17 protein-coding genes and 1 pseudogene are annotated in these 17,797 nt (G+C 57.1%); 11 read left to right on the top strand and 7 right to left on the bottom strand.

Annotated elements, in window-relative coordinates; genetic code table 11:
- Positions 1 to 28 precede the first annotated feature (28 nt).
- From P3T43_RS13770 to P3T43_RS13755, 4 genes are all read right to left on the bottom strand, one after another.
- Positions 29 to 1,675, bottom strand: coding sequence for an ABC transporter substrate-binding protein (locus P3T43_RS13770; RefSeq protein ID WP_429281598.1), 1,647 nt, complete (start codon positions 1,673 to 1,675; stop codon positions 29 to 31).
- Between the two features lie 103 nt (positions 1,676 to 1,778).
- Positions 1,779 to 3,143 (bottom strand): LLM class flavin-dependent oxidoreductase, encoded by a 1,365-nt coding sequence (locus P3T43_RS13765; RefSeq protein ID WP_429281597.1) that lies wholly within the window; start codon positions 3,141 to 3,143, stop codon positions 1,779 to 1,781.
- A 306-nt stretch (positions 3,144 to 3,449) separates the two neighbouring features.
- Positions 3,450 to 3,791 (bottom strand): hypothetical protein, encoded by a 342-nt coding sequence (locus P3T43_RS13760; RefSeq protein WP_429281596.1) that lies wholly within the window; start codon positions 3,789 to 3,791, stop codon positions 3,450 to 3,452.
- Positions 3,792 to 4,186: 395 nt separating this feature from the next.
- On the bottom strand, positions 4,187 to 4,693 hold the full coding sequence (locus P3T43_RS13755) for a DUF1993 domain-containing protein (protein ID WP_429281595.1): 507 nt from the start codon (positions 4,691 to 4,693) through the stop codon (positions 4,187 to 4,189).
- Between the two features lie 469 nt (positions 4,694 to 5,162).
- On the opposite strand from P3T43_RS13755, the gene P3T43_RS13750 reads away from it, so the two are divergent.
- The 3 genes from P3T43_RS13750 (at position 5,163) to P3T43_RS13740 (ending at position 8,408) form a co-directional block, all read left to right on the top strand.
- Entirely contained in the window at positions 5,163 to 6,086 is a 924-nt protein-coding gene (locus P3T43_RS13750) for a DNA-3-methyladenine glycosylase family protein (RefSeq protein ID WP_429281594.1), read from the top strand.
- Between the two features lie 403 nt (positions 6,087 to 6,489).
- The gene (locus P3T43_RS13745) at positions 6,490 to 7,077 is read left to right on the top strand and encodes a TetR/AcrR family transcriptional regulator (RefSeq protein ID WP_429281593.1); all 588 of its coding nucleotides are present in this window, start codon (positions 6,490 to 6,492) and stop codon (positions 7,075 to 7,077) included.
- Between the two features lie 359 nt (positions 7,078 to 7,436).
- Entirely contained in the window at positions 7,437 to 8,408 is a 972-nt protein-coding gene (locus P3T43_RS13740) for a LysR family transcriptional regulator (protein ID WP_429281592.1), read from the top strand.
- 35 nt (positions 8,409 to 8,443) lie between these two features.
- Here P3T43_RS13740 and P3T43_RS13735 read toward each other — a convergent pair whose 3' ends face one another.
- Positions 8,444 to 8,737, bottom strand: a complete 294-nt coding sequence (locus P3T43_RS13735; protein WP_429281715.1) for an H-NS family nucleoid-associated regulatory protein — start codon at positions 8,735 to 8,737, stop codon at positions 8,444 to 8,446.
- A 366-nt stretch (positions 8,738 to 9,103) separates the two neighbouring features.
- On the opposite strand from P3T43_RS13735, the gene P3T43_RS13730 reads away from it, so the two are divergent.
- Positions 9,104 to 10,024, top strand: a complete 921-nt coding sequence (locus P3T43_RS13730) for a LysR family transcriptional regulator (protein WP_429281591.1) — start codon at positions 9,104 to 9,106, stop codon at positions 10,022 to 10,024.
- Between the two features lie 3 nt (positions 10,025 to 10,027).
- Here the strand turns inward: P3T43_RS13730 and P3T43_RS13725 are convergent, their stop codons facing one another.
- Complete coding sequence (locus tag P3T43_RS13725; RefSeq protein WP_429281590.1) at positions 10,028 to 10,399, bottom strand: winged helix-turn-helix transcriptional regulator; 372 nt, start codon at positions 10,397 to 10,399, stop codon at positions 10,028 to 10,030.
- A 148-nt stretch (positions 10,400 to 10,547) separates the two neighbouring features.
- Here P3T43_RS13725 and P3T43_RS13720 point away from each other — a divergent pair, with 148 nt between their 5' ends.
- From P3T43_RS13720 to P3T43_RS13705, 4 genes and pseudogenes are all read left to right on the top strand, one after another.
- A complete protein-coding gene (locus P3T43_RS13720; RefSeq protein WP_429281589.1) occupies positions 10,548 to 11,720 on the top strand; it encodes an MFS transporter in 1,173 nt (390 codons plus the stop codon).
- Positions 11,721 to 11,955: 235 nt separating this feature from the next.
- Positions 11,956 to 13,550, top strand: a pseudogene (locus tag P3T43_RS13715) (efflux RND transporter permease subunit); the annotation flags it as partial.
- The gene (locus tag P3T43_RS13710) at positions 13,547 to 13,768 is read left to right on the top strand and encodes a hypothetical protein (protein WP_429281588.1); all 222 of its coding nucleotides are present in this window, start codon (positions 13,547 to 13,549) and stop codon (positions 13,766 to 13,768) included. The pseudogene P3T43_RS13715 and the gene P3T43_RS13710, both read left to right, overlap by 4 nt.
- A 104-nt stretch (positions 13,769 to 13,872) precedes the next feature.
- Complete coding sequence (locus P3T43_RS13705; RefSeq protein WP_429281587.1) at positions 13,873 to 14,574, top strand: TolC family protein; 702 nt, start codon at positions 13,873 to 13,875, stop codon at positions 14,572 to 14,574.
- A 102-nt stretch (positions 14,575 to 14,676) separates the two neighbouring features.
- Here P3T43_RS13705 and P3T43_RS13700 read toward each other — a convergent pair whose 3' ends face one another.
- Complete coding sequence (locus P3T43_RS13700; RefSeq protein WP_429281586.1) at positions 14,677 to 15,057, bottom strand: hypothetical protein; 381 nt, start codon at positions 15,055 to 15,057, stop codon at positions 14,677 to 14,679.
- Between the two features lie 469 nt (positions 15,058 to 15,526).
- Here P3T43_RS13700 and P3T43_RS13695 point away from each other — a divergent pair, with 469 nt between their 5' ends.
- The 3 genes from P3T43_RS13695 (at position 15,527) to P3T43_RS13685 (ending at position 17,786) form a co-directional block, all read left to right on the top strand.
- Positions 15,527 to 16,372, top strand: coding sequence for an isocitrate lyase/PEP mutase family protein (locus tag P3T43_RS13695; RefSeq protein WP_429281585.1), 846 nt, complete (start codon positions 15,527 to 15,529; stop codon positions 16,370 to 16,372).
- 134 nt (positions 16,373 to 16,506) lie between these two features.
- The gene (locus tag P3T43_RS13690; RefSeq protein ID WP_429281584.1) at positions 16,507 to 17,385 is read left to right on the top strand and encodes an aldo/keto reductase; all 879 of its coding nucleotides are present in this window, start codon (positions 16,507 to 16,509) and stop codon (positions 17,383 to 17,385) included.
- Positions 17,386 to 17,525: 140 nt separating this feature from the next.
- A complete protein-coding gene (locus P3T43_RS13685) occupies positions 17,526 to 17,786 on the top strand; it encodes a DUF1272 domain-containing protein (RefSeq protein WP_429281714.1) in 261 nt (86 codons plus the stop codon).
- Positions 17,787 to 17,797: the final 11 nt, after the last annotated feature.

The following is a 17,797-nucleotide window of genomic DNA, read 5'->3' as shown; positions in this document are numbered from 1 at the left end:
GGTCACGCCACCGGGCCCTGCCAATCCGTTATACAAAATCTGCCTGATCGAGATACAACTGCGCCATCGCTGAGAAGCGCACGCCTTGAAGATTCGTACGCGTCACAATGAGCGAATCTTCGAAGTACGGAATGATGAGCGGTGTTTCATCGGCCAGCAGCCGCTCGACCTGACCGGCCACCTGCTTCTGTTGCGCAACGTCCAGGGTCGACATGTAGCTCATGATCAACTTGTCGTATTGCGGGTTCGAGAAACGCGCTGCATTCCATGCGCCGCCGGTCATCAATGGACCGCGCAAAAACGAGTCTGGCACGCCCCGGTGACCGTAGTCCGTCATGCCCATAGGGGAATCGAGCCAGTCTGATTTGCCGGGCGTGCCGGCGCCGTAGTAGGCCTCCTGTGACTCGACATTCAGCGAGACATTCACGCCAATCGATCTCGCGGCGTTTTGAACAACCACGGCGAGATCGGACATCTCCAGGAAGGCCTCGGTCGTCAGTTGTGCAGAAAAGCCATTCGCCATGCCCGCCGCAGCCAGACGAGCTTTTGCGCCATTAATATCGCGCGACTTTTGCGGGAGCGAGGCATCGAACGCAGGGAAAACGGGGGCGAACGGATGATCGTTCGCCACGACGCCGCGGCCCATCAGCAGGCCGCGTACCATGGCATCCCGGTCGAGACTCAGTGCAAGAGCCTGTCGGACCCGTTTGTCCCTGAAGGCACCTTGATCCGTGCGCATGTGAATTTGACGATGTGTGCTCGACCGTGTCCCAGCTATCTTGAACTCGGAGTCGTTCAGCAACGCAACGCCGCCATGCACCGTAAAGCGGGTGAGGACGTCCACCTCGTGTCCCTGCATGGCAAGAATCTGCCCTTGCTGGTCACCATAAAACTTGAATTCCACCCGAGCCACACGTGCCTTTGGCCCCCAGTAGTCATCATTGCGCACAAACGAGGCGCCAACCCTGGGTTGAAAGTGCTCGAGCTTGTAAGGACCCGTGCCGATAAAGGACTGTTCGTACGGACCTTTGAAGTCCGATGGCAAGATCACCGCATTGACGGTGTCCGAGGACACGTACCACGGGAACGAACCATTGGGTGTGTCGAGATGAAATTCCACTGTCTCTTCGTCACGGGCCCGCGTACCGCCCTTCGACAACACGCCCTTGAATGTCGAACTAGCCGCCGACCCTGTTTCGGGATCCGTTAGCCGATCAAAGGTGGTGACCACGTCTTTGGCGGTGAGCGGCTTACCGTTCTGGAAGCGAACCCCCTTGCGTAGCTTGAACGTCCAGATCGTGCCCGCTGTATTCGGACTCCACGACAAGGCGAGCGCTGGCTGCAACGTGACCGTTGCGCTATTGGCATTCAACAGATATTCACCGCTCTGGTTGAGCAGTGCGGGACTTGCCACGTCGAACGCTGTGAGTGGATTGATCGCCCCCGAGGGCATAGGATGGCCCACCCGGATGACAGCGGTCGACGCGGCCGCAGCACGCGAGGTGAGGCCCGTGAAGATTGCCCCGCCACCGAGCGTCCACAAGCCGAGCACGCTGCCGGCACGCAACAGCTCGCGGCGCGATAGCCGGCCCGAGAGAAATTCATCAACGGCATGGTTCTGAATCTCGTTGCCCTTGTTTCGAATCGTGCGGAACACATTGCCTTTATTGGTCATGGTCGATCAAAGAGTTTTTTATAGGTTCTAGCGTGTTTGGGGCTGTTGGACTGGGTACCCAGCTCAACCATCGGTCATGCATTGCATGTCAATTGAACGTCCGTTAGACGCGCGCCTCGAATCGATTGGGTGGACGTACCAGACCCAGCTTGTCGCGAAGCGTGCCGGGCCGGTAGCTGGATTGGGCGAGTCCGCGTCGCTGCAATTCCGGAATCACGTTCTGCGCGAAGTCGGACAGGTCTTGGGGTAACACGGGGAACATCAAATTGAAACCGTCACACAGCCCCGCCTTGAACCAGCTTTCCATGAAGTCGGCGATTTCAGCGGCAGTGCCGGCCACCACCGGTGCCGCGCCGGACGTTGAAAGCTGCCGCGCGACCTCCCGAATGGTCATGTTCTGCGCCTTGAATGCCTTTAATCGCGCGAGGTTGCTCCGCTGTCCGTTGTAGTTGTCCTCGTCCGGCAAGGGTGGCAGTGGCCCGTCGAGCGGAAGCATGGAGAGATCAACCTGGCACCAGCTCGACGCGAGATCGACGCCCATCCGTTCCGGTACCAGCGATTCCAGCAGTTCACGCTTTTCCTTTGCCTCAGCCGCGGACGCCGCGAGAACCGGCTGGATGCCGGGCAAAATCTTGAGACTGTTTGGCGAGCGACCGTTTCGCTCGAGACGTTCGTTGAGATCCCTGCGATAAAGCATGCCTTCCTCGAGGCTACGGCACATCGAAAAATGCAAGTCTGCGTGCGCAGCGGCGAGGTTCTTGCCGTCATTCGAAGAACCGGCCTGAACCAGAACCGGATAGCCTTGCGGCGAACGTGGCAGGTTTAGAGGGCCGCGCACGTCGAAATGCTCGCCTTGATGGTCGATCCTATGAACCTTCGTTGCGTCCGCAAACAATCCGCTCTCACGGTCGAGCAGCACGGCCCCATCCTCCCAGCTGTCCCACAGGGCTTTGACCACGTCCAGATACTCCGCGGCACGCTCGTAGCGGTGCGCATGCTCGAGTGTGGTGCTCCGCCCGAAGTTCATGGCTTCTTCGTTCATGCCGGAAGTCACCACGTTCCATGCAACCCGTCCCTCGCTCAGGTGGTCAAGCGAAGAGAACATGCGCGCAACGTTGTACGGCTCGCTGAAAGAAGCAGACAGCGTGCTGATCAGCCCCAGATTGGATGTCACTGCGGAAAGCGCGGAGAGCACCGTGATGGGCTCGAGCCGTGCATTTGCGTAGTGCGCAACATTGCTTTCGAACGTGTCCCACATTGCCACGTGATCGGCGATGAACAACGCGTCGAGACACGCTGTTTCTGCTAAAACGGCAAGATCGCGGTAGTACTGGAGACCGAAAATCTCGAAGCCAGGCGCACGAGGGTGCCGCCATGACATCCGATGATCGCCCTGCGGATTGAAGAAAAACGCGCCCAAAATCATCTGCTCTCGCCGCATCCCTGCTCCATGACTTGTAGTAGACATTTCCTCGTTACGCATGCCTTGTGACAGGACAGTAACGCTCGACGTGATTCTAGAGGCATCGAGGAATTCGCGCAGCGCGCGGTATCGTGCTTTACAGATACCTGCGATCACGGCAAGCCTGGCGGGAGTCAGAAGTGGTGCGGCAAACCACTGAATTGCACGGGCAAGAAGGAAGTTAAAGAGCGAATGAGTGGGTCCTCAGGATGATGGACAGAATCGCTGAAGAGCAGGCGCCTGTTTGCACGAAACAGGTTCGGTAGCATCACAACGACGCTGAACCTGTCATGCCGGGTTGCTGACAAGAGATCAGTGTGCCCTTTCATCCAGCGCATCCATACGCCCTACCACGATCACCATGAGGACTGCGAAGCCACAGATCGCTGCGCCCGCCCACATGGATGCATGCAGGTCTATATGGTCGGCGACCAGACCGCCGATCAGCGATCCTAACGTGATCGAGAGCTGAAACACCAATGTGTTCATGGATTGCGCGGCCTCCGGGGCATGCTGCGTCGACTTGAATAGCCAAAGCTGCGTGCCCACTGGCGTCATCCCCCATGAAAGGGCCCAACACAGCAAGCTGATGATTGCGATAATGAAATGATGCGGCAATGCCGCGATCGCGATCAGGGAACCGAGGAACAGCACGACGTTACCGTAGACGGTTTTGTGCAGATGCCACTAGCCGCCTCTGCACCGAATTTAGCCACTGCGTGCAGGATAAAATCGCCTTAATCGGAATTCGACCAGACAAGAAGGTCCATCATGGATTTCAATCATAATCCATGCAGGCAGTCGATTAAAAAGATGCGCCGCACGGTCGAGCCGCCACAAAGCGCTTGTGGCTATGTTAGCAACGTGGATTCATCGCGGCTTATGCAAAATTGTAGATGCCCATAACCAAACCTTCTACATGCATGGGCAAGCGAGGACGCCCGGAAAGCGACAATGATCTATGGCGTCCCGACAAACGCGACGGGTCTCGGAAGACAGATGTAGCAGCCAATACAAACTATGACTGCACGGCTGACCCGCGCACCCGATCATTCCGCAATGAAATTCATCGGCCCAAGAAAATCCAGCTTTCCAACATCAACGCCGTCTTTGCGCAAGATCGCATAGGCCATCGCAATGTGAAAATACACATTCGGAATGACCATCTGCAATAAGTAGTCTTGCCCTTCGATTATCTTGCCAGGCACCCACGAGACCTTGACGCGCTGCTCGCGCGCGTGCGCATATTGGTCGGCCATGACGCTTTTCGTGAATGCCACCGTCTTGCGGATACGGGTGCGTACCTCGTCGATGGTCCGCTCGTTGTCCTCGAAGCTTGGTGGCTTTTGCCCTGACAGCCATGCCGCACCCGCTTTGAGGTAGTCAGATGCGCTCTGAATTTGATAGATGAATGGCGCCATATCCGGCGCGAGACGGCTATTCATCAGCACACCGACGTCGAACTTCTTCAGGTCAGCATGGAGCGCCGCCTTATCGAGCATCGTTTCCACTGCGAGGAACGCCTGTGTGCACTGCAAAATTGCGTCGTAATACATAAAAATATCCCTTTTTTTGTGTGGCCTATCCGTCTGCACAAGGCAGCAACCGACAACCTTCTGACGATACCCTTCGTCACTGCAGGCGTCCACTCCAGCGTCACAGACATCCCCGCGGGGCCTCTACCACTACCGGTCTCACGGACCCATAGCTTTTTTACGTAATTGCTGCAAGACCATTGCGAGGTCTTGACCACCGCGAATGCGCAGTGTGGCTAAAGCGACGTTCTTTCTCTACCGTGACATGATCTGACTTGCCTTGGCAGTGATTCGTCCGCCGGTGGCGCCAAGCGGGTGTCTCGATACTCTACAATCATTTTCTCGATTTGTATTACACTCGACATCCACATTGCAGGAACGTCACAGCCTTCGCAGACGGTCCTGAATCCTTATGCGAGCGATTGACATTCGGCCTCTATGAGGCACTGAAGACTGCAAAAAGGTCGCTCCCGCCGAATTTTGACCTTAGATGAACCCTACACATTTTCTCGACGTCGCGACGATTGAACTGCCGTTCGTGCCACCGTTTGACTGGCACAGGATGCTTTGCTTTTTCGACAGACGATCGTCGGCAGGCGTCGAAGCGATCGAAGACGATGTGTATCGTCGAGCCATAGAATGGGATAACGACCACGGCACAATGGAAATCCGCTTGCATCCGCGGAGAAAATGTCTGGTTGTCACGCTCGAGGGCACCATTGCTCGTCATGCAGATGCATTGGTCGCGCCGCTGTCACGTATGTTCGATACTGAAACGGATCCGAACGACATCCATCGTTGTTTCTCGTCGGATCCATGGCTCGCGCCTCTGGTCGAGTCAGCGCCGGGCCTGCCTGTCCCCGGCGCCTGGTCAGCATTTGAACTCGTGATTCGAACCATCGTCGGACAGCAAGTCAGTGTAAAGGCCGCAACAACGGTGATGGGGAGAATTGTCGCGCGGGTAGGCAAGCGAATTGACGGTCATCTACATGAAGACACCGCCTGGCGCTTTCCCACGCCTGCCGCGCTGGCCGCAGCCGACCTGACAGGCATCGGTATGCCAGGCAAACGGATCGCGACAGTTCAGGCAGTGGCCTCCGCGGTCGCAAGCGGCGCGCTTCCCCTTGATGACCGGCATGCCGACGGGACCGTGATTCGCTCATCTTTGCTTGCGCTGCCAGGCGTCGGGCCGTGGACTGTCGAATATGTCGCGATGCGCGCACTCCGGGATCCCGACGCCTGGACCGCTTCGGACCTCGTTCTCATGAACGCGATCCTCAGACGCGATCCTGATCTGAAGCGACCCGCACAGCAAAAGGCGAGAACCGAGGCGTGGCGCCCGTGGCGAGCTTACGCCGCCATCCATCTCTGGAACGGATTCGCCGCAGAGTCCGGCCGGGTTGGCGGTGGTTAATCGGCTCCGCTCCATGAGCGGCCAAGCGATTTCAAGGCGTACGTTCTGACTGCGGCGCTACTACTCTAGAACCCATCGTCCTTCGCGCAAGCTCCCGCATCCCATCGGAGCACCCAAGGCGTATGTGCCCCCCTTCCACGATTCTTCCGTCGTCGCTTTGAAGGGCCGACCGCAACGCCAACGCCGTTAGCCACTCGGTCGATCCCGCAAAAGCTCACCTAAACAGCAGCGAGATGCATTGCGTGAGCACCTATAATCCACATTCAGGATCGTGGTCTTTTCCGCTACGTCCCAGTTTTCACCATTGCTCTCACCACTTCATTGCGCGATTGCTGATCAACGGACGAAGTCCATGTGGATTATTATGTCTCTCTAGACCAATCTTTGCCCGGGAGAGCAAATTATGGGATATTCCCAAGCAGAAAAGGCCGAAACCCATCAGCGAATAGTCGATGTTGCCTCTCGGCGGTTCCGTGAGCTCGGACTGGAAGGTATCAGCGTTGCTGACGTCATGAATGAAGCGGGACTGACAGTCGGCGGGTTTTACAAGCATTTTGCATCGCGCGATGATCTGGTAGTCGAGGCCGTAGCCGCTGCGTGCGATGAGATGAATCAATCCCTGTTGACGGCCCAAACTACCCTGAAGAAGAGCATTCAGACTTACCTTTCGGAAGCGCATCGGGATAAGGTCGACACGGGATGTCCGCTCGCTTTGCTAGTCAACGACATCGCGCGCACCACCGACGACGCCCGCGAGGCCTATACCCAGCGTCTGGAGAATAGTCTCAGCCTCCTTGAAAGTCAGATGCCGAAGGGCACTGAAGGAAATCTGCGGGCAAAAGCACTCCTCATTTATAGCGCTTACATCGGTGCAATCGGCTTGTCCCGTGCGGTACCCGACCCCAAGCTTTCAAGTCAGATTTTGAGCGCTGTGTCTTCGCAACTGATCGCCCTCTTCCCAGCCAAAAAGCCGCAAACCGCCGCTGCATAACGGACAGTGCATTCCTGTGAAAAATTGCCCGTCATAGTGCGTATCTACACAACAAATGGAAAAGCGCATTGTGTTCATGTGGGGCCAGCATGGCGAACAGCGGCAAGCTCCACATGTTCCGTACAACGTATTGATTAACGAAGCCTGCAGCGTGTTGATGTCCTCCTCCCGTAGCCCACGCGTCCAATACGGCGAACAGCGCCTGAGCGCCCTCCACCCATACCCGACCGTCTCCACGCCACGATAATTCTGATAAGTGGTTATAATCCAGAATAGTTCGATTGGATTGATATCATTGATCCACGGCGAGGCAACGCAACGCCTTGCAAGTGCGACGTCGTTATCGTGGAAGGAATGGCATGGATCGTCTTCAGGCAATGCAGACGTTCGTCAAGATTGTGGAGATGAACAGCTTTTCCCGAGCCGCGGATGTGCTCGGTATGCCTCGGGCCTCTGCCACGATCATCATCAAGAACCTTGAAGCTCATCTCAAGGTCAATCTGATGCAGCGGACCACCCGCAAAATGAATCTCACGCCGGAGGGCGCGCAATACTACGAGCGCTGCGTTCGTATTCTCTCGGACATCAAAGAAAATGAAGATGCGCTGGCCAGCACCGGACGGGGGCCACAAGGTCCACTCCGCGTCGACATGCCAGGTTCAATCGGGCGCCTGATCATTGCGCCACGCATCATGGAATTCAAGGAACGATATCCGGACATCAACCTGTCCATGGGATTCCTCGACAGACCTTTGAATGGCACCCAGTCGGCCGTCGATTGCGTAATATGCTCAGGCTACCGTCATGACCCGGGTTTCGTTAGAAGATCGCTCGGTGAAGCAGCAATGCTCACCGTTGCCAGTCCGATCTACCTTGAACGGAACGGCATGCCAAAAGATCTCGATGAATTGCGTAGCCACTACGCGGTTCATTATCACTCGAACATCACAGACCGAACAATTGCGCACAACTTCGTCATCGACGCTGTGCCCAAAGAGGTCAAAATGAAAAGCTCGTTGAAACTGGGCGATCTTGAAGCCTACGTGGCGTGCGGGCTGGTGGGTGCGGGAATTATCCAGGCGCCCACATTTCTGCTCCAGGATCACCTCGCTGACGGGCGACTGGTGGAAATTCTCCCCCAATGGAAGCCACTGCCCGTACCAGTGTCAGTGCAGTACGCATCCGATAGGCATCTGGTCGGGCGGGTTCGCGTATTCGTCGAATGGACGGCCCAAGTGTTCAAAGAATGCTGTGGCATGAGTGCGGAAGAAACATCCGAACGCAACTACCCTGGCGTGCACCCATTTAACGAACTGCTATCGTCCCTGTAACGCTGGATGCACGGCACCGTTGTGCTGACTGCCGATCAGGCTCGCTTTCGTCTTCCTTGCGTTGACACCGCCTTGACCCCAGGTTGTTCAATCAGAAACACGCTGCGATCTTTTGCGTCCTTGATCCATGCTGGCGGCCGTGCTCGTCCGCTCCATGTCGCCCCGGTTGCGGGGTCCCGGTACTTGGGAGCCGGCTTGACCGCAGAAGGCCTGGCAACTGAAGTACGAACTCCGTTTTTTGACCCAACTGGCCTGCCACGTTTGCGCGGTGCATCTGAATCTTGCACCCCAGTTTCGATGTCCTTAATGGAGAGGCCGTGCTCCGCCATCATCTTTCGTATGCTTGACACCACCGACGCAGATTTCTTTCGACGCAGTTCGTCAGCTTTTTTCTGCAGCAGGACAATCCTTTGTTCGATCTGGGATAACGTGACCATCTTATCTCTAGGTAAAAATTGAAGATCTAGCGCTCCGCCTCAGCACTGATGTTGTAGAAATCGAGCCGGATCGACTAAAACTATAGCGTACCAACATAACAAATAGAATACATTCTTCGAACTGATCGAAATAATCTGACACGACTGAGAGCAGAAGTCTGGAAGGGACGTAAGCAGTCAAAGCAACGCATCGCTAGTGCGGCAGCGTAAGCAATTCAAATACAAGGTTCACTGAATAACCTGATCGAGGCGAACAACTTGGATCGACTGGAAGCTATGCAGATTCTGCTGACCGCAGTAGACGCGGGAAGCCTGTCAGCAGCCGCTCGGGAATTGAAAATTCCTGTAAGCACGCTGACCCGAAAGGTCACGGATCTCGAAGAGATGCTTGGAACCCGGTTGTTGATACGCACGACGCGAAAGCTCATGCTAACGGACGGCGGCGCATCATACGTCGCCGCGGCGCGGCGTATCCTGGATCTGGTACGCGAGCAGGAACACGAAGCAACCGGCGAATTCACATCGGCAAGAGGTGAGCTGGTTATTACCGCGCCCATGCAACTCGGACGGCTTCATGTTCTACCGGTCATTAACCAGTTCCTGACCCAGTACCCCGAAATCACGGTTCGTCTTCTGTTGTCCGACCGGAATATCGACCTGATTGACTCGCACGCTGATCTCGCCGTGCGGATCGGCGAATTGGCGGACAGCAATATGATCGCCACGCGCGTTGGTTCGCTGCGCCCCATTCTTTGCGCGAGCCCGACGTTCCTGGAACAACATGGATTGCCGCAGGAGCCCGACGAGGTCGCGAAATATTCCTGCGTGGTCTTCAATAGTCCCTATTTGTCGCCTTGGCGTTTCCGTCTCCCGGCAACGAACAAGGTGCTGACACTTGAAGTCGCGCCAAGGCTCGAGGTCACGACACCCGATGCAGCAGTCAGCGCTGCCGTGGACGGCGTAGGTATAACGCTGGTGTTCGAGCATGACGCCGACCAGGCACTCAGCGGCGAACAGCTACAGATCCTGCTGCCGCAGTTCGAAGTGGGACCTGTTCCGGTCCATCTGGTTCACGTATCCCGAAGTCTCATGGCAATCAAGCTGCGCCATTTTATCGACTTCGCGGCGCCAAAGCTCAGGGAATCATTGTCCCGATTCGGAAAGCAGGATCGACGCTAAGTTTTAACGGCGCTCATTGATAGCGCCCTCAGTGAGTTCGCCCTTTCGACGCGCGGATAAAGGCACCCACCTGTCGCCCCACTGCATCAGCGCGACCAGCACGGGATAGAGTTCCACGCCTTTCGCCGTCAATCGATATCCAAATGTTTTGGCGCGTTCAGGAAGCGGGAAGCGCTCCAGAATTTTTAACTCGATCAGCCGCTCAAGCCGGGCAGTCAAAATGTTGCGCGATATACCCAGCTCGCTTTGAAATTCGTCGAAGCGTGTATTGCCTTGCGTACATTCGCGGATGATCAAAAGCGTCCACCACTCGCCGACTTCGTCGAGGGCGCGAGCAATGGAGCAGTTCATTCCATCAAAGCGTTTTCGTTGCATGGTAAAACTGATCCTACCTGAAGTTTTGTCACGCAACTTCCTCATCCCATGGGGAACAGTTTCCCGAATTCAAAAGTAGCATGGCGCCACCGCCTTCTCTATAGTTCCGTCACGAAACTTAACCCGCAGACATACTTAGGGAAACGAAATGGACCGCCGTCTTCTGACACTCGCGCTAGGTATGTTTGCGCTGGGTACCGACAGCTTTGTCTTTGCCGGCATTCTGCCTGAAATTGCGCGCTCTTTTGACGTAAGCATTGGTGCAGCCGGCCAATTGATAACCGCCTATGCGCTGAGTTACGCGTTGCTGGGCCCGACCATTGCGGCGCTTGCCGCAGGTGTAGCACGCAAGCGCTTACTGCTCGGCGGTATTGGCTTGTTCGTTCTTGCCAACCTCGGCACGATCGTGGCGCCGAACATCGGCCTCGCTCTCGCTACCCGCGCTCTTGCGGGCCTCGGAGCTGCCATGTTTTCGCCAACTGCAAGCGGCACCGGCGCGATGCTGGTGCCTCCAGAACGTCGCGGCTACGCACTGTCCATCATTGTGGCCGGGTTGACGACTGCGACTGCATTGGGCTCGCCGATCGGTGCGGTTATTGGCGGATTGGCGAACTGGCATTGGACGATGGTCTTTGTGGCCGCGCTCGGTGTAGCCGCGTTCGCGGGTATCTGGGCATTCATGCCTGAAGTACCGCTGCCGCCGGCCATCTCGCTCGCGAAGCGTCTCGCGCCGCTGGCTGACACCCGCGTTGGCCTTACGCTCGCGACCACGGTGCTTGCACAGGTGGGCACCTTCATGATCTTCAGCTATTTCTCGGTCGTGTTCGACCGGGCGACGGGTCACAACCCCAATGTCCTGGGTGGACTGCTCGTGCTTTGGGGGCTCGCGGGAACCTGTGCGAACCTGCTGACCGGCCGTGTTCTCGACAAGGTCGGTTCGCGCAAGCTGGTCATGGGCATGCTCACCGCGGTCGCAGCGGTTATCTTCACCATGCCGTGGTCTGGCGCGCACCTGTGGAGCGCCGCAATCGCCGTCACCATCTGGGGTGGATGTGCGTGGGGAGCACTCGTGCCACAGCAATTCCGCCTTGCCAGCCTTAACCCGCCCATGACCTCGGTACTGGTTGGTCTGAACACTTCGGCGACTTACGTCGGGGTATCCATCGCGGGTGCGGTCGGTGCAGCGGTCATTCCGTCAATCGGCAGCCACAACCTGAGCTACCTGGCTAGCATCACGGTGGCCGTCGCGATCGTCGTCTCTGAACTGGCGAGCAGGCGCATTGCAGCCGGCGCCATTACCCGGAGCAGCGCCATCGCCTGAGTCAGTTCTGAACGCCCGACAATCATGCGGATAAATCGAACTGAACATTACGAATCCTCATCATTATTCATGTTTCAAGTAACAATACGTGCCCAGCTGGCCTCATCATCACGCCGACCTTCTTCATATCTTTCACACACGCCCGTCCTGACGCCCCGACCCACGGGTGCCGTATCGCACGGGCATCTCCGTTATCTAAGAGTCCTTTCCGGCAGCACCGCCTAAAGAAATGGAGAAGACCCACGAGGCAGCATCCACGGCACTGGGGCGTTTGCACCATGCCGTATTCGGCCGGTTCAACGCCTCGTTCGAGTGGCTCTCAAACCGCTATGGCACGATAACGGGACGTCTGGTTCGTAAGACGACGGTGATGTTGATCGTCTATGCGGGACTGATTGCGGCCACTGCCTTTCGGATGTCGAGAATGCCAACCGGTTTGATCCCGGACCAGGACATCGGATATCAGGCGATCATTGCGTTGTTGCCGCCAGGTTCGAGCCTTGAGCGCACCGACCAGGTGGCGCGCGAGGTGAATGACATCGCGCTTAAAACCAGGGGTATCGATCACACGTCGCCAGTGACTGGCTACGATGTAACCACCACGACGATCGCGCCCAACGTCGGCACGGTTTTCACGGGGCTCCCGTCGCTGTACGGCGAGCACATCAAGGGGGTCAATGCAGCCGCCATGCTGGTGACGCTTCGCAAGCGCCTTGCCACTGTCAAAGATGCCATCATCATTGTGGTCAATCCACCACCGGTTCAAGGTCTGGGCGCTGCTGGCGGCTTCAAGCTGATGCTGGAGGACCGCGCCGGCCTCGGTCCGCAGGCACTCGCGCAAGCGGCAAGCGCACTGGTCGCGGCCGCCAACAAGGACAAGATGTTCGGAGGCGTGTTTACGCTCTATAACGCAGGGTCTCCGTCTGTCTACGCGGATATTGATCGCCTGAAGGCCGAGAAGGTCGGACTGATTCCGACTGATGTATTCAACACGATGGAACTCTATCTCGGCTCGCAGTATGTGAACGATTTCAACGATCTCAATCGCGCCTACCAGGTGCGGGTGCAGGGCGATCAGGCCTTCCGCGAAGCGCCCGAGGACCTTGGACGACTCAAGGCGCGTAACGCCGCCGGAGACATGGTGCCCATCGGTACCGTTGCCACGTTCAAATATCAGACCATGCCCTACCGCATACCGCGCTACAACCTGTATCCAGCGGCCGATGTGATGGGCGCAGCTGCACCGGATGTCTCGTCGGGTCAGGCGATGGATCGCATGGAGCCGCTCGCCAATCAGGTGCTTCCTAACGGCGTGTCGTTTGATTGGACCGATCTTGCCCATCAACAGAAAGAGCAAACCCTGTCGCCGCTCGCGATCGTGCTGAGCGTACCGATGTGTCTGCTCGCCGCAGCAATTGGCCTGAATATCCGCGGCATGCCAATCGACATTCTTGCGCAGATTGGATTCGTGGTGCTCGTAGGGCTGGCGGCTAAAAACGCCATTCTCATTGTCGAGTTTGCCAGGCAACGGCAAGACGAAGACGGCGTTGGACCCGAAGATGTCGCCACGCATGCTGCGCATGTCCGGTTGCGGCCAATCCTGATGACCTCGTTTGCGTTCATTGGTGGTGTCGCACCGCTAGCTATTGCAAGTGGTGCCGGCTCGGAAATGCGCCAGTCACTGGGAACCACCGTGTTCTTTGGCATACTCGGCGTGACTTTTTTGGACTGGCGTTTACGCCCGCGTTTTACGCGTTCGTTCGCAAGCTGGGTGTCCGGGACACGCCTGCATTACCTCAGCGGCTCAGCAGCAGCGGAGATACGAAATGAAGCAATTTGTATCGAAGTCCTCAAGAACTATTATTGCCGGCCTGATCGTGAGTGCGGCGCTTGCTGGTTGCGCGGTAGGCCCCGACTACGTCGCGCCGAAGACAACCATGGTGCCTTTCCATAACACCGAAGACGTTGCCAACAGGCAGACCACGCGGCCCGCGCCGAAACTGGACAGCTGGTGGACCGGCTTCAATGATCAGATGCCGGAAAGGTGATGCAGCGCGCGCTGGACCAGAACCTCAGCCTTCAGGCCGCCATTGCACGTGTGAGCGAGGCCCGCGCCAGTATTCCGGCCTTGCGGGTCGAACTGGAGGCCCAGTTGAACCGCTTCGACGTGCTGATGGGTGTACAGCCCGGAACCTATGCCGCGGAACTCGGCACGAATGCGGGCGCTATCCCCGATATTCCTGCCATCGGCACGGGCGACCAGCCAGTCGACGTGCTGCGGCGGCGCCCGGACATCATCGCCGCCGAACGCCATCTCGCTGCAACCAATGAAGAAATCGGCGTGGCCATCGCCGACTATTATCCGAAGATCTCGCTCTCAGGGGCGCTTGGCTTCGATAGCATCACAAGCAACCACTTCCTCAGTGCGAAGTCTTTCCAGCCGGTTGGCACGGGTGCCCTGCAGTGGCGACTGTTCGACTTCGGCAAGGTGGATGCCGAGGTTAAACAGGCCCGCGGAGCGAATGCAGAAGCACTGGCACAGTACCGGGAAGCCGCGCTTAAAGCGACCGAGGATGTCGAGGACGCGTTCGTGACGCTTTCACAAACGGAACTGCGTGCCCAGGAGCTTCAGCAGGAAGTCACCGCGCTCACCAAGGCGCGCGATCTATCGGAGAAGGCGTATCGCGCCGGGTCCATCACGCTGACCGATGTGCTCGACGCCGACCGGCAACTTCTCGAATCACGTGATGACCTGGATGCGACCCGAGCCGACGCAGCGCGGGCCGCGGTCCGCACTTTCCGCGCGTTGGGCGGTGGATGGGATGCGCCACAGCAGGTCGCGCAGGCAAACTGACTTCCGGGATGTCCGTCGCCGCATGCTGGTGCGACGACGGACTCATGGATCGACGGCCTGGATTTGAAAACTCGGCCGGCCGGCCAAGTCTTTGGCGATGAGTTAGCTGAAACGCTGGCTATGCAACGCAGGAGGCAAAGGATGTTTCGTCGCCGAAAATGACGAACTGACCGGCGTGTTCGCTCCCGTAGAAATTGTTGCCCACGCTTTTAGATGTTCGACCGGGTCCGCGCTTTCCACCACATCGTATCCGGCGCTGGTCAGGCGATATTCAGCAGGCGTGGTGCATTCGGTGACCAATCCCATGTCCTTCAGCAGTGCAAGGTGCAGTCTTACCTCGGGCCAACTATGCTCACCCTTCGCTCCCCCCTCACTTTCGCTCGTTCCCACTCCGCGTTCAATATCCTTGCAGCATTGCGTTGGTTTCTCGTCGCCCTGCATGAACGTCAGTATCGCTTTGAGAAGCTCAATATTCCTACGCATTTCGACCTCCAGAAAAAGGTTGTGCTGCTTGATATAACAATAGCAGCCCTGAAAAAAAATGTGCTTGGATTCGGCAACGAAAAGACATCGCCTGGGTAAAACACCAGATTACAGGTATGCTCCTAATTCGAAGTTGTGCTGAAGGCTTCAAACAGTCGCGACTTGCTCATATTCTGGGGAACAGTTTCCTGACTTGAACAGTAGCGCGAAGCCACTGACTTCCCTATAGTTTCTTCATGCAACTTAGCCGCACCGACCGACAAGACATCAACGATGAGGCTTGTACCCGAACCACCAGACTCAACAAGCACAGGTAAAAGCGGTTGAGCGATACCTTCGTCCAATTGTCACCCGTGACGTGTTGTGGCTTAATCGGCTAACCGCTCCTGGTACCTTGGGTTGCATGCACAATCGCAGGGAGTATCCGTGCTCGAACGTCCCACCAGTTTGTCGAAACGAGGAGAAATTCATGTCCATTGCAGGCAAATTCCGCAAGCTCCACGACAACTCGACGCCACTTCGACTGCCTAATGTCTGGGATGCTGGCAGCGCGCGACTTGTCGAGGCGCTCGGGGCCCAGGCCATTGCAACGACCAGTGCGGGTTTTTCATGGGCTTTGGGCTACCAGGACGGTCGCGAACTGCCCTTCAACGAGACAGTGGGCAGCGTTCGACGGATCGCGAGGGTGTTGACGGTTCCTCTGTCGATCGACATAGAAAATGGCTATTCCGACGACCCAAAGACCGTTGCCAACAACGTCATGCAGTTGCTTGATCTGGGTATCGCAGGTATCAACATCGAGGATGGGCAGGATGCCCCTTCGCTGCTGGCCGCGAAAATTTCGGCGATCCGCGACGCAGCGTCGAAGTCTGGTGCCGATCTCTTCATCAACGCTCGTTGTGATGTATTCCTTGCCAGCCTGGTAGAGAAGTCGAAGCAGACCGACGAGTCGATCGTGCGAGGCAAGATCTACGCAGATGCCGGCGCTGACGGCCTGTTCCTCCCTGCCCTCGTTCATCCCGCTGACATTGAAAAGGTGGTGGCGTCTATTCGACTGCCCTTGAACGTCATGGCAGTGCCAGGTCTAGCCGACGCTGCGACGCTGGGCAAACTCGGGGTGCGTCGGCTCAGTGCGGGTGGCGGCATTTCTCAGGTTATTTTGGGCAAGGCCAAGGCCCTTGCGCAACAATTTCTCGAGGGTGGCCGCTCGGAAGCACTCGATGACAACCCTCTGCCGTACTCGGAGATTCAGCAACTTTTCGTTGATCTACCGGTGAAGGAAGCCGTGGCATCTCGTTTCGCCCCTTCCCATTAGCCAGGATGCGATCACGTAGCCAGTCCACGATTCAGGTGCCAGAGCGTCGTTCGCCTTTTCGAGCGTCACCTCTTGGTTACTCGACGACATTCCGGTTTGTAGCGTGATCGTCCACACGTGTTAAAGGAAAAACAATGTCCAAGTCTGTTTCTGCTGCCGCTGCTGGCACGTTTGCCATTGGCGGTGACCTCGTCGTCAATCGCCTGGGTTTTGGCGCGATGCGCATTACTGGACCCGGCATCTGGGGCGCGCCCGCCAATCACAATGCGGCGATCGCGACGCTCAAGCATCTGCCTGAGGTGGGCGTCAACTTCATCGATACGGCTGACTCGTACGGACCGTACGACAGTGAATACCTCATCAAGGAAGCGCTCCACCCCTATAAGGGATTGGTGGTCGCCACAAAGGGCGGCTTGACCCGCCACGGGCCGAACATCTGGGCACCCCTTGGGCGCCCGGAATACCTGCGACAGTGCGTTCTAACGAGTCTGCGACGCCTCGGTGTCGAGAAATTCGATCTTTGGCAGTTGCATCGCGTCGATCCGAAAGTGCCGCGCGACGAACAATTCGACGCTGTCGCAGCCATGCAGCGCGAAGGACTGATCAGGCATGTCGGGCTGAGTGAAGTACCGGTCGATGACATCGAAGCAGCACAGAAGCATTTCAAGGTTGCAACCGTCCAGAACCAGTACAACCTCATTGATAGAAAGAGCGAAGACGTACTCGACTTCTGCGACGAGCATGGTATTGGCTTCATTCCGTGGTTTCCACTGGCGGCCGGCGAGCTCGCAAAACCTGGTTCCATCGTCAGCACCATTGCGAAGCAACATGGGGTGACCACCGGTGCGATCGCACTCGCCTGGCTGCTCAAGCGCTCCAGGGTCATGCTTCCGATCCCCGGTACAGGCAGCGTCGATCATCTGATCGAGAACATCGCGGGGGCAAGCGTCAAGCTGACTGATGAAGAGTTCAACGAACTGGACCGGCAAGGACGCAATGCGTCCTTAACGTGAAATGCGGACGCTGCTGGTGTGGATGCTTTAAGCAGCCACGCCAGCAATCCTGCCCGACGCCCGCGGTTCACGTCATCGTTCGAGGCCAAGCGACGCATTGGCAATTTAGCGCCGCCATCTTTAAGAAAGGAGACCAAGCGATGCTACAAATTCGTCCAGGTTGCGAGTGTTGCGATCAGGATTTACCGCCTGATTCGCTGGATGCGCGCATATGCACGTTTGAATGTACGTTTTGCAGCGATTGCACCGACAATCTGCTAAAGGGCATCTGTCCAAACTGCGGCGGCGATCTGGTTGCCCGTCCTCGACGTCCTGCCAACATGCTCGAGAAATTTCCTGCCGCCACCGAACGCGTGTTCAATGCAGACTGCCGCGACCGTTTCAGGCATCCAGTCGAATAACCTGCATATCG

Origin of the sequence: Paraburkholderia sp. GAS41, from assembly GCF_050436545.1 — a bacterium.
GTDB lineage: Bacteria > Pseudomonadota > Gammaproteobacteria > Burkholderiales > Burkholderiaceae > Paraburkholderia.
Note: the sequence above shows the minus strand (reverse complement) of the source record. Positions and strands in the feature narration are given on the sequence as shown.

What these genes read in the sequence shown, in the direction of transcription:
- P3T43_RS13770 (WP_429281598.1), bottom strand. Translation starts at nt 1,675, where the DNA reads ATGACCAATAAAGGCAATGTGTTCCGCACGATTCGAAACAAGGGCAAC.
- P3T43_RS13765 (WP_429281597.1), bottom strand. Translation starts at nt 3,143, where the DNA reads ATGTCTACTACAAGTCATGGAGCAGGGATGCGGCGAGAGCAGATGATT.
- P3T43_RS13755 (WP_429281595.1), bottom strand. Translation starts at nt 4,693, where the DNA reads ATGTATTACGACGCAATTTTGCAGTGCACACAGGCGTTCCTCGCAGTG.
- P3T43_RS13750 (WP_429281594.1), top strand. Translation starts at nt 5,163, where the DNA reads ATGAACCCTACACATTTTCTCGACGTCGCGACGATTGAACTGCCGTTC.
- P3T43_RS13745 (WP_429281593.1), top strand. Translation starts at nt 6,490, where the DNA reads ATGGGATATTCCCAAGCAGAAAAGGCCGAAACCCATCAGCGAATAGTC.
- P3T43_RS13740 (WP_429281592.1), top strand. Translation starts at nt 7,437, where the DNA reads ATGGATCGTCTTCAGGCAATGCAGACGTTCGTCAAGATTGTGGAGATG.
- P3T43_RS13735 (WP_429281715.1), bottom strand. Translation starts at nt 8,737, where the DNA reads ATGGCGGAGCACGGCCTCTCCATTAAGGACATCGAAACTGGGGTGCAA.
- P3T43_RS13725 (WP_429281590.1), bottom strand. Translation starts at nt 10,399, where the DNA reads ATGCAACGAAAACGCTTTGATGGAATGAACTGCTCCATTGCTCGCGCC.
- P3T43_RS13720 (WP_429281589.1), top strand. Translation starts at nt 10,548, where the DNA reads ATGGACCGCCGTCTTCTGACACTCGCGCTAGGTATGTTTGCGCTGGGT.
- P3T43_RS13710 (WP_429281588.1), top strand. Translation starts at nt 13,547, where the DNA reads ATGAAGCAATTTGTATCGAAGTCCTCAAGAACTATTATTGCCGGCCTG.
- P3T43_RS13700 (WP_429281586.1), bottom strand. Translation starts at nt 15,057, where the DNA reads ATGCGTAGGAATATTGAGCTTCTCAAAGCGATACTGACGTTCATGCAG.
- P3T43_RS13695 (WP_429281585.1), top strand. Translation starts at nt 15,527, where the DNA reads ATGTCCATTGCAGGCAAATTCCGCAAGCTCCACGACAACTCGACGCCA.
- P3T43_RS13690 (WP_429281584.1), top strand. Translation starts at nt 16,507, where the DNA reads ATGTCCAAGTCTGTTTCTGCTGCCGCTGCTGGCACGTTTGCCATTGGC.
- P3T43_RS13685 (WP_429281714.1), top strand. Translation starts at nt 17,526, where the DNA reads ATGCTACAAATTCGTCCAGGTTGCGAGTGTTGCGATCAGGATTTACCG.